This window comes from Polaribacter sp. HaHaR_3_91 (genome assembly GCF_019278525.1).
Lineage (GTDB): Bacteria > Bacteroidota > Bacteroidia > Flavobacteriales > Flavobacteriaceae > Polaribacter.
Window position 1 is genome coordinate 3,295,538 of record NZ_CP058986.1, and the last position, 13,667, is coordinate 3,309,204.

Consider the following 13,667-nt stretch of genomic DNA (forward strand, 5'->3'; position numbering starts at 1 on the left):
ATATTTTGTAATTAAATACTATACACTAAAGACAAGGTGAAACAAAAAACGGGTGACAAAAAAAGTAATATTTTTAAAAAAAACTCAAATTAAATCAACAATAAGAGAAAATCGTTGATAATTATTAAGCAAAACAACATAATCATTAAAGAATTATTAATCTTAACTCGAGCTCTTTTTAACTGTGTTTTCACCGTATTTAGAGAAATATTTAGCTCTTCGGCAATTTCATTATACTTATAATCCTCTATAAATTTTAATTTAAAAATTTTTTGCATTTTTAAAGGCATTTCATCTACAATTGCTAAAACCTTTAAATAAAGAGTATTATTTTCTTCTGTAAAATTAAGTATTTCTACACGATCAATTAAAGACCTACTATACTCTATATAATCTTGGTTATCGGTTATTTTTATAGATTTTAAATGATTCAAACACCTATTTTTAACCATCACAAGTAAGTAAGCTTTTAGTGATGTTTTAATTTCTATCTTTTCTGAGTGTTCCCAGATATAAACAAATACTTCTTGAACAATATCTTCACTAACTGAAAAATCTGATACATATCTATTTGCAGAAACCACTAAATCTTGAAAAAATAAATCATAACATTTTTTAAAAGCAACGGTATCTTTCTTTTTTATTTGCGCTATTAAAAGATGGTTATTCATAAAAAAATATAATAATTAGCTTTTTTCTAAAAATACTTTTGCCCTATAAAATAAGTATGTATTCTTATTATAAAGGACAAAAAAGATTAAACGTATTTTTGTTAGCGGTAAATATAAAACATTAAATATAAATTAATTTAATGTTACTATAATTCTCATTTTTCAAGGTAATTATTACGAAACCGTTACATTTTCTATATCAGAATAAGTTAAAGAATAAATTATATGCAGAAAAAAAGGCATATCGACAAAATAATATTAGCTTAAAAACATAGCGACTAGACTCTTTAACAAAAAATTAAAAAAGTTAAATAATAGGCAGTAAATTAAATGTTTTTTTATTCTTTTAATTGAATTCTAATTGGCAATCTGTATTTTGTAGTAACAGGTATTCCTCGCTTGTTTGCAGGGTATATTTTTGGAAGTTTCTCTACACTCGCTTTTAATAAACTATCTAATTCGGGCAATTCCTTTTTAAGGTTTTCAGAAGCCTGAATAGTGTCTAATCTAAAAATTCCTTCAGAATTAATAATTACATCTACATAGACAATTTCATTAATAGAATCTTTAACAGCAAATGAATGTTGTTGCAACTCCGCTCCTATTTTCTGATGGATGGTTGTTCTAAAGCAATCCATTTTTTCTTGTTTATCAATAATCGCATCACAAGTTTTAAAAGAAGGAAAAGTATCTACCGAAGAAAAATCTACAATAGTGTCTAAATCTGATGTATTTTTATCCTTTGGAGGGCAAAATAAATCACACGAAGTGATAAAAACCAACATTATTAAAAAAGATAAAACCCTTAAAAACATACTTTTATTTAGAGTGTGAATTTACTAAATTTTGTTGACTTGTACTTTAAACTTTTTAAGCCCTAAAAAAAAGCCAATTTTAGTTATAAAAACAACTTATATTTAAAAATAAAAAAGCCGAGATTTACACCTCGACTTTAACTATTTCAAATAATTATACACTTAATTTTTCCTTTTCATAGATGTATTAATTTACTATTATTGAAACCGGAATTGAATATTTTACACCTACTTTTTTACCTTCATGTTCACCAGGAATCATTTTAGGCAACGAATTCATTACCGAAATAACTTCTTCCTTAAGATCTTTATGCGGTGCTCTTGCATTTACATCTACTACATTTCCTTCTTTGTCAATTTTAAAACCTATAAAAATCCTTTTCCTGCCTGCTTCTAAACCCAATTGATTTGGTAAATCTGCATTAAAGTTTCTAGAAAAATGTTTTTGAACTTCTTTAGAAAAACAAGCTTTATCACCAGATTCACACCCAGGGAAAGTTGGTACTTTATCGATAACCATAAATGAAACATCTTCTGTTTCTACAAATTCAGCATTACTATCTTTTTTTATTTTAGAAAAATCAACAATTGTTGCTAATGTTTTCCTTCCATTTTTCTTTTTATAAATTTTAAGTTCATGCATAGAAGAATATTTTTCAAACTTTACAGAATTAAATCTGTTCATAATTTTATCGTATTCCTCTCTTTCCTCAACAGTTAGATCACTCGAACTAACTTCAATTCCTTCTGGAATTCCAGATCCAAAATAAGAATCTAAGTACGTTTCCTTTTCACCTTTGGTAGCTTTTACTCCTTCTTTAAGTTCAAAATATCTAGTTTGCAATTCCTTTTTTGCAACAACATCTTCTTTTACTTCATTTTCTACACAAGAAGTGTAAAATAACATACTCGCCAATACCGGAATTAATACCAAATACTTTAGTTGATTCATTTTTTTTGATTGTTTCTTTTTCATCATAATAATTCTTTTTTTGATTAAGGTTTTTTTATAAAATTGGTTCACAAAGGCAATGTTTTCAACTTGAAAAAAGTTGGATAATAAGTTATTAATATAAATTTCTTTTGTTTCTGACTTTGCCGCTACTTCGTCAGAAATATATTCGTGAATGAGTGTTATTCTCTTTTGATAAATAAAAATCATTGGATTAAACCACATCATTATTTTTAAAAATTCGAAGAATAATAAATCTAAAGAGTGCTTTTGATTACTATGCACTAGTTCGTGTGCTATAATTTGTGCTTGTTGAGAAATTGGAATTTCTTTTCCTAAAAAAATAAAGTTGAAAAAAGAAAATGCCTTGGTTTGATTTGGTATTATAACTAAAGTGTAATTCGCTTTTTTTACAACTTCGTATTTTCTAATTAGGTTTGTTATTTTAAACAGTTTTATTAAAAAAAGTATCAAAAAAAGACTGAATCCAAACCAAAATAAAAGGTTTACATAATTTATAGATTGATACAAACTCGTTTCTTGAATAACATCTTGAATTACTTTTTCTGGTGATAAAACGATTTCTGGTAAATAAATAATAAACTCTTCTGGAACCGCTTTTTGAAACGTAGGAATTTTAATAAAAGGTAAAATGAAAGATACAATTGGTGTACTAATTAAATACCATCTGTTTTTAGTAAAAAAGGTTTCTCTGCTTAGAAAGAAATCATAAATAGCCAAAAACAATACTTGAAATAATATGACTTGTAGAATATAATTGATCATAGTTTTTTTTTTATTTTTTTATTATCACACTGTCATTTCGAAATGAGTCTTTTTAGACGATTGAGAAATCTCATATTGAAAAAACTACTTCTATATAGGAAAGAGATTCCTCTTCTTTAGCTGCGCTAGATACTTTCAATTAAAAAAGTATTTTAATTTCAGTAGCATTCGGAATGACAATTCGTTTCAATACTTTATTTTTAAAAACAATTGAGACTGCCAAATGAATACTGAACTACTGCCTACTCTTTCTTATTCACTTCCTTTAAAATAGATTCTAATTCAGAAACATCCATTTTATTTTCTTTTACAAAAAAGGAAACCATACTTTTAAATGAACCATCGAAATAACCATTCATTAATTTGTGTAAACTTTGGTTGCTGTAGGTTTCTTTTTCTATTATTGGAAAATATAAGAAACCTCTACCGACAGGTTTATGACCAACAAATTCTTTAGTTTCTAAAATTCTAATAATTGTAGAAACGGTATTATATGCAGGTTTGGGTTCTGGTAATTTTTCGATAACTTCTTTTACAGAGGCTTCTTCTAACGTCCATAAAACTTGCATTATCTGCTCTTCTGCTTTTGTTAATTGTTTGCTCATTTTTTAACTAATTTTTTAGTTCAACAATACAAATATAACTATTTATTTAGTTTGAACTAATTTTTTAGTTAAAATATTTGTAACATAACTTAACTATAATCGTCTTATAATTAGAAAACTGTGATGTTTATTGACTTTAAACCCGTATAATTATTAAAATATTTATGGATATATTTTTATTCCTATTAGGATTCCTTTTTGTATGCTTAGGCATTATTGGCGCTTTTTTACCCATTTTACCCGGACCTTTAACAAGTTGGGTAGGTTTACTTTTATTACATTCCACTAAAATAATTCCGATGGATTGGACTTTTTTAGGAATTACATTAGCCGTGGCCATTTTAATTTGGATTCTCGATTATTTTATACCAGGAGTGGGCACAAAACGTTTTGGCGGCACAAAATATGGAGTTTACGGTACTACAATTGGCTTATTTATCGGCTTGTTCTCTCCTATTCCGTTTGGAATGTTAATTGGTGCTTTTTTAGGTGCTTTTATAGGGGAATTACTTTATGATAGCAAAGACACAAACCGAGCTTTAAAGGCTTCTTTTGGAGCGTTTCTTGGTTTTTTAGCTTCTGCAACTATTAAGTTTTCTATAGCCGCTATCTATTTTGTGCTATTTATAATTCAGTTTTGGAAATTTAAAGGAAGCTTTTTTTAAATACCATCTTTTATTCTCAACAAATCATGAGAAGCGTCATTACGAGGATGAACGACGATATAATCTGTTTATTAAAATTTACGTATTCTATATTTAGAGATTGCTTCATTCTTCGCAATGACGAGAAAATTCCTTAACGATGATTACATATAATTTAAAGAATGATATAAGTCTGCAAACAAGTCTAACCCAAATTAACTCCAATTTAATATTTTTTTGAGTCGTTGAATGCTTCGCATTTGAAGTGGCATCCTTTTTATACCTTTTTTAAAATTGTCATTGCGAGGCACGAAGCAATCTGCTAATCAAAAAGAGATTACCATAGTTTACAAAAAAGCAAACTTCGCAATGACAGCATAAAAGATATAGCTACTAAAAAAAAAGAAAATTTAAGAGACAAATTAACACATTACCTAAAAATAACCGTGTTTTCTATTTACGAAAAGTCATAAAAAAAAGCGTCCCGTTTCAGGGAAGCTTTCCATTGGTTAACAAAACCACGACGCTTTTACTAAAGCGCCAAAACAACACAACTAATGCTGCCCTAACAAAAAGCAGCCGACAAATATACGATGTTTTTTAATATTCTCAAATAAAGAAGTTGTTTTTTATTTTATTCTCAATTGTCTATTAATTCATTTGATTGTATCTTTGCATTCTTAAATAAACATTAGAAAACTAAACAGCAAATGCAATTATCAGAACAAGAAGTTGTACGTAGAGAAAAGCTCGTAAAATTACGTGCTTTAGGCATCAATCCTTATCCTGCAGATTTATATCCAATAGATTCAAATTCAGCAAAGATAAAGCAAGATTATGCTGAAGGAAAAAAGGTAATTATTGCTGGTAGACTAATGTCTATTAACATACAAGGAAAAGCTTCTTTTGCACAATTACAAGACGGAGAAGGTAGAATACAAGTGTATTTTAACCGTGATGAAATTTGTACTGGTGAGGATAAAACCTTGTACAATGATGTTTTTAAAAAATTACTAGATTTAGGTGATTTTGTAGGGATTGAAGGAGAATTATTTACCACTAAAGTGGGAGAAAAAACAGTACGAGTTAAGAACTTTACATTATTAAGTAAGTCTTTAAAACCATTGCCTTTACCAAAAGTAAAAGACGGTGTTACTTATGATGCTTTTACAGATCCTGAATTACGTTACAGACAACGTTATGCAGATTTAGTGGTAAACCCACACGTAAAAGAGGTGTTTATAAAAAGAACAAAATTGTTTAACGCAATGCGTTCTTTCTTTAATGATGCTGGTTATTTTGAAGTTGAAACTCCGGTTTTACAACCAATTCCTGGAGGTGCAGCAGCAAGACCTTTTATAACGCATCACAACTCGCTAGATATTCCGTTATATATGAGAATTGCTAATGAATTGTATTTAAAAAGATTAATTGTTGGTGGTTTTGATGGTGTGTATGAATTCTCTAAAAACTTTAGAAATGAAGGAATGGACAGAACTCATAACCCAGAATTTACAGCCATGGAAATCTATGTATCTTACAAAGATTACAATTGGATGATGGATTTTGCAGAGCAACTTTTAGAGCATTGTGCTATAGCTGTAAACGGAACTTCTGAAGCTACTTTTGGTGAACACAAAATAGACTTTAAAGCGCCTTATGCCAGAGTTACCATGGCAGATTCTATTAAGCATTTTACTGGTTTTGATATTACTGGTAAAACAGAAGATGAAATTAGAGCTGCTGCAAAAGGCATGAATATTCCTGTGGATGAAACAATGGGGAAAGGAAAGTTAATTGATGAAATTTTTGGTGAAAAATGTGAAGGAAACTACATTCAGCCAACTTTTATTACCGATTATCCTAAAGAGATGTCTCCACTTTGTAAAGAACACAGAGACAACCCAGAATTAACAGAGCGTTTTGAGTTAATGGTTTGTGGTAAAGAAATTGCCAACGCATATTCTGAATTAAATGACCCAATTGACCAACGTGAGCGTTTTGAGCACCAATTAAAATTAGCTCAAAAAGGAGATGATGAAGCAACTGAGTTTATTGATGAAGATTTCTTAAGAGCGTTAGAATACGGAATGCCTCCAACATCTGGAATGGGAATTGGAATGGACCGTTTAATTATGTTTTTAACCAACAACCAATCTATACAAGAAGTTTTATTCTTCCCTCAAATGAGACCAGAGAAAAAAGCGACTGCAGTAGAATTGAATGCTGATGAAAAAGCTGTTTTGGCAATTGTTACCAAAGCCGAAAAAATAGATTTAAACGACTTAAAAGTAAAATCTGGTTTGTCTAACAAAAAATGGGATAAAACCATTAAAGGTTTAACAAAACATAAAGTTGCAAAGGTTACTAAAACAGACGAAGGTTTGTTTGTTGAAATTGCATAGCAATTTCTAATCCTGAACTTGTTTCAGAATCTTATTTATAAAAAAATGAAAAAGGAATTACAGCAATGTAGTTCCTTTTTTTTATGATGCATTTTTTATGTTGTTTCTTAAATTATTTTAGAATAGGTTTGCCTATACTAATACTATAAGTTATCAATGGAAAATTATAAAGAAGTAATTGAATGCGTTTATGCTGATGTAAAAAATGTAGCTGACATTGGTAAAGTAGCTAGTTATATTCCTGAATTGGCATTTGTAGATCCATCTAATTTTGGCGTTGCTATTACAACTATTGATAAAGAATCTTTTGGTGTTGGCGATTTTGACAAAAAATTTTCAGTACAAAGTATTACTAAAATTCTTTCATTAACCTTAGCTTATAAATTTGAAGGCATAAAATTATGGGACCGAGTAGACGTAGAACCTTCTGGTAATCCGTTTAACTCCTTATTACAATTAGAAGCAGATTTAGGAAAACCTAGAAACCCTTTCATAAATGCTGGAGCAATTGTGGTTTGCGATGTATTGGTCAGTCACCTTAACAACCCAAAAGAAGACTTCTTAGACTTCTGTAAAGATATTTCTAACATTCCTACTTTAAAATATAACGAGAAAGTAGCACAATCGGAAAAAAGTTCTGGGTATAGAAATGTTGCGCTTTGTAATTTTATAAAATCTTTTGGAAACATTAAAAATGACGTAGATGTAGTCTTAGACTTTTACTTTCACATGTGTTCTTTAGAAATGACCTGTAAAGAGCTTTCAAAAATATTTTTATATCTAACGATTGATAATTTTACAACACAAAAAGGAGAAAAAGTAATTACAGAAAGTCAAACAAAAAGAATTAACGCCATTATGCTTACTTGTGGTTTTTATGATGAATCTGGTGAGTTTGCTTTTCGTGTTGGATTACCTGGTAAAAGTGGTGTTGGAGGCGGAATTGTTGCTATTCACCCAGATAAATACTGCATTGCTGTTTGGAGTCCGAAGTTAAACATCAAAGGAAATTCTTATAAAGGAATGTTGTTTTTAGAAAAATTCACTTCAAAAACTACTTCTTCTATTTTTTAGAAAACAGACAAATAACAGCGCAATAAAAACTCAAAATATATTCAATAATTACATTGGATATGTGAATAAAAAAGAGGAACTTTCTTGTCCTTTCAATAAGGATGAGATGGAACAAAATAAACACAATTTTTCTTCTTTTGAAGAATACCCTACAACAGATAAAAGCCTTTGGTTAGAATATTCTAAAGAAAAAACTACTTTTAAAATTTGGTCTCCAACTGCAACTGCCGTAAAACTAAATTTGTACAAAACTGGAAATAATTCTGAAGCATTTACAATTTTAGAGTTAAAGGCTAAAGAAAATGGACTTTGGCTAAAAACGGTAAAAGGAGATTTAAACGGAACTTATTATACGTATCAAATATGTATTGAAGATAATTGGCTAACAGAAACTCCAGGAATTTACGCTAAGGCAGTTGGTGTAAATGGTCAAAGAGCCATGGTTTTAAACTTTGATAAAACAAATCCTAAAAATTGGGAGCAAGATACATATGTGCAATTAAACGCTCCTAATTCGGCTATTATTTACGAACTACATATTCGGAATATTACCATTCAAACAGAAGCTAATTCTTCTTATCCAGGTAAATATTTAGGTTTGATAGAACAGGGAGTAAAGAGTAATCTTGATGTTCCAACAGCCATCGATCACATTAAAAGGCTAGGAATTACACACGTTCATATATTGCCCACATTCGATCAATATTCTATTGATGAAACTCATTTAGAGGTACCACAATTTAACTGGGGATACGACCCTCAAAATTACAATGTTCCAGAAGGCTCTTTTTCTACAAATCCGTTTAAAGCAGAAGTAAGAATTCCGGAATTTAAAAAAATGATACAAGCATTTCATAGTGCCGGAATTGGTGTTATTTTAGATGTTGTGTATAACCATACTGGAATCATTGAAAACTCAAATTTTAATTTAGAAACCCCAAAATATTACTATCGTTTTAACAACGATGGTAGTTATTCTAATGCTTCTGGGTGTGGAAATGAAACATCGTCTGAACGGACAATGACACGAAAATTCATACTTGAATCTGTTAAATATTGGACAGAAGAATATCATTTAGATGGTTTTCGTTTCGATTTAATGGCGATTCATGATGTAGAGACTATGAATCTTATTGCAGATGAAATCACTAAAATAAATCCAAGTGCACTTATTTATGGAGAAGGTTGGACAGGTGGAGATTCACCGTTACCAGAAGAAAAAAGGGCTTTAAAAAAACACATTCCACAAATGCCCAAGATTGCCGCTTTTTCTGACGAAATTAGAGATGCCATAAAAGGAAGCACATTTGATGATAGAAGTACTGGCTTTGTTAGCGGTGCTAAATTTAAAGAAGAATCTCTAAAATGTGGAATTGTAGGTGTTATATCACATCCTCAAGTAAATTACATGTATATAAATCATTCAGATTTTCCTTGGGCACTGCAACCATGGCAAGCTATTAATTACGTTTCTTGCCACGACAATTATACTTTATTCGATAAATTAAAAATATCTAGACCAGACGCTTCTTTAGAAGATATAAAAGCAATGCATAAATTGGCAACTGCTATTGTAATGACTTCTCAAGGAACTCCTTTTTTACATGAAGGTTCAGAAATAATGAGTACCAAAAAAGGAGATCATAACTCATATAAATCTCCAGATAAAATAAATGAAATAGATTGGAATTTAAAAGTGAAAAATGGAGACGTTTTAGCGTATTATAAAAATCTAATTCAATTAAGAAAAAAACATCCTGCATTTAGAATGACGACTGCTAAAGAGGTGCAAGAAAACTTAGAGTTTAAAAAAATAGATCATGGTTTGGTTTCTTATCAACTTAAAAATAATGCCAATAAAGATTCTTGGTCAAAGATATTAGTAATTTTTAATAGAGAAAATAAAACGATAAATTATCAATTAGACCAAACTTATAAAATTGCTGTATTAAAAGATACATTTGATTTTGAAGGAAAACAAGAAGTTAAAAACGATGTATACGTACCTGCAATTTCTATGATGGTTTTGTTTAAAGAATAAATATTTGTTTCATTTTGGCTTTATTCTTTCATAAAAAAACAGAACTTTGCAAGAAGTAAAATCTGTTATTTTTAGAACCTTTAAAATAAAAATGTAAATCATAATGAGCAAAAATCAAATTTATAAAGTTGATAACTTTAATGATTTACTATCTGCTAAGTTTAAAGGAGATATTAACGCAATCTGTTGGAACCGTAATTTAAAAGGTGATTTCTCTGAAATTGTCAATAAAATAATGTTAGATGGAAATATGAGTGAAATTTTCCCTCAGCAACTTTTAGATCTTCAGTTAACTGAACAAGGACAACTTGCGCGAGAAATTCTTTTAAACGACTTTAAAGTATTAAAAGAACACGGTAAAATTCCAACTTTAAATATCATTAAGTATTACGAGAGAGATGATGCATTTCCTTTTTTCCCTACTGACGTGTATTCGTTTCATGTAGATCGCTCTCCAATAACTGCAGATACTTTTCTATGCACGTATCATGGAGCATCAAGTGATATTCTACCCAACGATCAAGGAATACAAAAAATATTAGTTCCAGAAATAAGAAGTAAACTCAAAAAATTATACAACGGACCGGAAGATGGTTTTGAATCGTTTTTAAGCGACTATTTCTTTGATTTACATTATCAAGCGAAGCCAGAAGCACAACCTATTAATTTAGGTATTGGTCATTTATGGAAACTAGCAATAGATCATCCAGAAAGCAAAGTACTTCCTTGCTTACATAGAGCACCGAAGGAAAAAACAGGTGAACCTCGTTTAATGATTATTTGTTAATTTAAAATAAAATATATGAACATAAAGATTGATAAGTTTGTAGCTTCTATCATCATCGTAATACTACTAGCGTATCTATTTCCGCAATGGGGAACACAAGAAAATAAATTCCCAATCAACACTATTAGTTCTATTGGTATTTCACTTATTTTCTTTTTCTATGGACTAAAATTAAGTCCGAGTAAGTTAAAAGCAGGACTCAAAAACTGGAAATTACATGTTTTGGTACAGTTATCTACTTTTTTAATTTTTCCAATACTTGTTTTATTGTTACACCCATTTATTCAAAACCAAGAACAAGAAACCATTTGGCTAGCTTTCTTCTTCTTAGCTGCTTTACCGTCTACCGTATCCTCTTCTGTGGTTATGGTTTCTATGGCAAAGGGAAACATACCAGGAGCCATTTTTAATGCAAGCATTTCTGGCATTATTGGTATTGCCATCACTCCTTTATGGATGGGATTATTTGTAAATGAAATACAATCAGACTTCGATTTTACCGATATCTACCTTAAATTGATTTTGCAAATAATTGTACCTGTAGTAATAGGTCTTTTTTTACAACGGTTTTTGGGTGCTTTTGTACAAAAACATAACAGTAAACTTACTCTTTTTGATAAATCTATTATCCTTTTAATTATTTATAAAAGTTTTGCAGAATCTTTTGAAGGAAACATATTTAGAGCTGTTTCTTTTGTAGACTTAATGCTAATCCTAGTTGGTGTTATTGTCTTATTTAGTCTTGCTTTTTTTCTCACCGGTTTTTTATCAAAAAAACTACAACTAGATACAGAAGATCAAATTACAGCACAGTTTTGTGGTACAAAAAAATCTTTAGTGCATGGTACGGTTTTTTCAAAAATAATCTTTGGTAATATGGCGTCTATTGGTATTATTTTATTGCCATTAATGCTATTTCATGCAACTCAAATTTTAATAATTAGTGTTGTGGCAACAAAAAAGGCTGCTAAAAATAGCAACCTTTAAATTCTAAATTATAGTTAATTTCTTAAAGAAATTTACGCTTTATACTTCATTCCTAAATGAACTACTTTCTTGGTTTCATAGAAATCCTCATCAAAAAAGTCAGGTAAATCATAAATTGTAGCAGAAGTGTATAGTTTCAATTCTTCTGACAAATCGCCTCCTTTTAAATATAAAATCCCATTTTTTAAATCGTGATTTTGCTTTTTAGCAATTCTTCCTTTAGTCCACCCTACAAACGTTTCCATTTGCGCTACTGCTCTACTTACAATAAAATCATAAGTTTCTTTTATCTCTTCTACTCTACAGTTAGAGGTTTTTACGTTTGTTAAACCTAAACCAGCAACAACTTCATTTACTACTTTTATCTTTTTACCAATAGAATCTACCAAATGAAACTGCGTTTCTGGAAACAAAATTGCTAACGGAATTCCAGGAAAACCTCCACCAGTACCAACATCCATTACTTTAGACCCTGGTTTAAATTGCACCACTTTTGCTATTGCTAAAGAATGTAAAACATGGCGTAAATACAATTCGTCTATGTCTTTTCTAGAAACAACGTTTATTTTTAAATTCCAATCTTGGTATAATTCTTGAAGTTTAGAAAACTGTTCTATTTGAGTTGGGGTTAAGTCCTTAAAATACTTGAGTATAATTTCCATTAATAAATAAATTTGAATTGCAAAAATAGTTATTTGTATTGGAACAATTCTAAACAAAAACTGACGTTTATCATAAAATTCCATTTCAAAAAGTATATTTTTGCAGATTATAAACATATAAATGAAAACAATAAACTTTTCAAGAGTAGATAAAGCTAAATTCTTTAGAACTCTAAACAAAAGAGTAAATACATATTTTAAAGAAAACGAAATCAAAAAAACAGGAAACTGGAAATTGTACACAAAAGCAATTATCATGTTTTCGCTATTCTTGGTTCCTTTTATTTTAATTCTAACGGTTACTATGCCACAATGGGTAATGGCACTTTTAATGGTGATTACAGGAATAGGAATGGCTGGAGTTGGTATGAATGTAATGCACGATGCCAATCATGATTCTTTTTCTAAAAGAAAATGGGTTAATAAATTAATGGGAAGCAGTATTTATATTCTTGCTGGAAACGTGTATAACTGGAAAGTACAACACAATGTGTTGCACCACACTTTTACAAATGTAGAAGGACATGATGAAGATATCGATGCAGGACGAATTATTCGTTTTTCTCAACATTCGTCATGGTTACCAATTCATAAAATTCAGAAATATTATTCTATCTTTTTATACGGATTATTAACAATAAACTGGGCTATTACAACAGATATTAAGCAAATGCATCGTTATTTAAAACGTAAATTATCTTATGGTAAATTTCCAAATCCTACAACAGAATGGACAAAATTAGTCATTTCTAAAATAGCTTATTATTCTCTTTGGATTGTTTTACCGCTATTAGTTTTAGACGTTGCTTGGTGGAAAATTTTAATCGGATTTTTTGTAATGCATTATACCGCGGGTATGATTTTAAGTTTGGTTTTTCAATTAGCACATATTGTACCAAATACAGAAATGCCTTTACCAGATAAAGATGGTAATTTAGAGCACACTTGGGCAGTCCACCAATTATACACAACATCTAACTTTGCCCCTAGTAACTGGTTGGTAAACTTCTATACAGGAGGATTAAATCATCAAGTTGAACATCATATTTTTCCGCATATTTCTCATGTACATTATGATAAATTAGCTAAAATTGTAAAAGAAACCGCCAAGGAATTTAATTTGCCTTATAACGAATACGACACCATGCGTAAAGCAATTATAGAACATTTTAGACATTTGGGAGTTTTGGGTAAAAACCCTGAAATAGCATAAGTAAAACAACAACAACTAACAGTAA

The 13,667-nt window shown here is 29.7% G+C and carries 12 protein-coding genes; 7 read left to right on the forward strand and 5 right to left on the reverse strand.

Translation table 11 applies throughout. The annotated features are described in order from the left end of the window. Positions 1–89: 89 nt before the first annotated feature. From H0I27_RS13895 to H0I27_RS13910, 4 genes are all read right to left on the reverse strand, one after another. Positions 90–671, reverse strand: a complete 582-nt coding sequence (locus H0I27_RS13895) for an RNA polymerase sigma-70 factor (protein ID WP_218731224.1) — start codon at positions 669–671, stop codon at positions 90–92. A gap of 338 nt (positions 672–1,009) precedes the next feature. After that, complete coding sequence (locus tag H0I27_RS13900; protein WP_254713097.1) at positions 1,010–1,456, reverse strand: hypothetical protein; 447 nt, start codon at positions 1,454–1,456, stop codon at positions 1,010–1,012. A gap of 217 nt (positions 1,457–1,673) precedes the next feature. After that, on the reverse strand, positions 1,674–3,224 hold the full coding sequence (locus H0I27_RS13905; RefSeq protein WP_218731226.1) for a M56 family metallopeptidase: 1,551 nt from the start codon (positions 3,222–3,224) through the stop codon (positions 1,674–1,676). A 242-nt stretch (positions 3,225–3,466) separates the two neighbouring features. After that, a complete protein-coding gene (locus H0I27_RS13910; RefSeq protein ID WP_218731227.1) occupies positions 3,467–3,829 on the reverse strand; it encodes a BlaI/MecI/CopY family transcriptional regulator in 363 nt (120 codons plus the stop codon). A 164-nt stretch (positions 3,830–3,993) separates the two neighbouring features. Between H0I27_RS13910 and H0I27_RS13915 the strand changes: the two genes are divergently transcribed. The 6 genes from H0I27_RS13915 to H0I27_RS13940 all read left to right on the forward strand — a co-directional run bounded on the left by H0I27_RS13915 (position 3,994) and on the right by H0I27_RS13940 (position 11,767). Then, positions 3,994–4,494, forward strand: a complete 501-nt coding sequence (locus H0I27_RS13915; RefSeq protein ID WP_218731228.1) for a DUF456 domain-containing protein — start codon at positions 3,994–3,996, stop codon at positions 4,492–4,494. A 689-nt stretch (positions 4,495–5,183) separates the two neighbouring features. Then, complete coding sequence (gene lysS, locus H0I27_RS13920; RefSeq protein ID WP_218731229.1) at positions 5,184–6,878, forward strand: lysine--tRNA ligase; 1,695 nt, start codon at positions 5,184–5,186, stop codon at positions 6,876–6,878. Positions 6,879–7,034: 156 nt separating this feature from the next. Next, a complete protein-coding gene (locus H0I27_RS13925; RefSeq protein WP_218731230.1) occupies positions 7,035–7,952 on the forward strand; it encodes a glutaminase in 918 nt (305 codons plus the stop codon). Between the two features lie 106 nt (positions 7,953–8,058). Continuing rightward, positions 8,059–9,993 (forward strand): type I pullulanase, encoded by a 1,935-nt coding sequence (gene pulA / locus H0I27_RS13930; RefSeq protein ID WP_218731231.1) that lies wholly within the window; start codon positions 8,059–8,061, stop codon positions 9,991–9,993. A gap of 103 nt (positions 9,994–10,096) precedes the next feature. Beyond that, positions 10,097–10,780: a hypothetical protein gene (locus tag H0I27_RS13935; RefSeq protein ID WP_218731232.1), complete on the forward strand. Its 684-nt coding sequence runs from the start codon at positions 10,097–10,099 to the stop codon at positions 10,778–10,780. Between the two features lie 15 nt (positions 10,781–10,795). After that, complete coding sequence (locus H0I27_RS13940; RefSeq protein ID WP_218731233.1) at positions 10,796–11,767, forward strand: bile acid:sodium symporter family protein; 972 nt, start codon at positions 10,796–10,798, stop codon at positions 11,765–11,767. Positions 11,768–11,799: 32 nt separating this feature from the next. Here the strand turns inward: H0I27_RS13940 and rsmG are convergent, their stop codons facing one another. After that, positions 11,800–12,429 (reverse strand): 16S rRNA (guanine(527)-N(7))-methyltransferase RsmG, encoded by a 630-nt coding sequence (gene rsmG / locus H0I27_RS13945; RefSeq protein ID WP_218731234.1) that lies wholly within the window; start codon positions 12,427–12,429, stop codon positions 11,800–11,802. A 121-nt stretch (positions 12,430–12,550) separates the two neighbouring features. On the opposite strand from rsmG, the gene H0I27_RS13950 reads away from it, so the two are divergent. Beyond that, entirely contained in the window at positions 12,551–13,642 is a 1,092-nt protein-coding gene (locus H0I27_RS13950) for an acyl-CoA desaturase (RefSeq protein ID WP_218731235.1), read from the forward strand. The last annotated feature ends 25 nt before the right edge of the window (positions 13,643–13,667 follow it).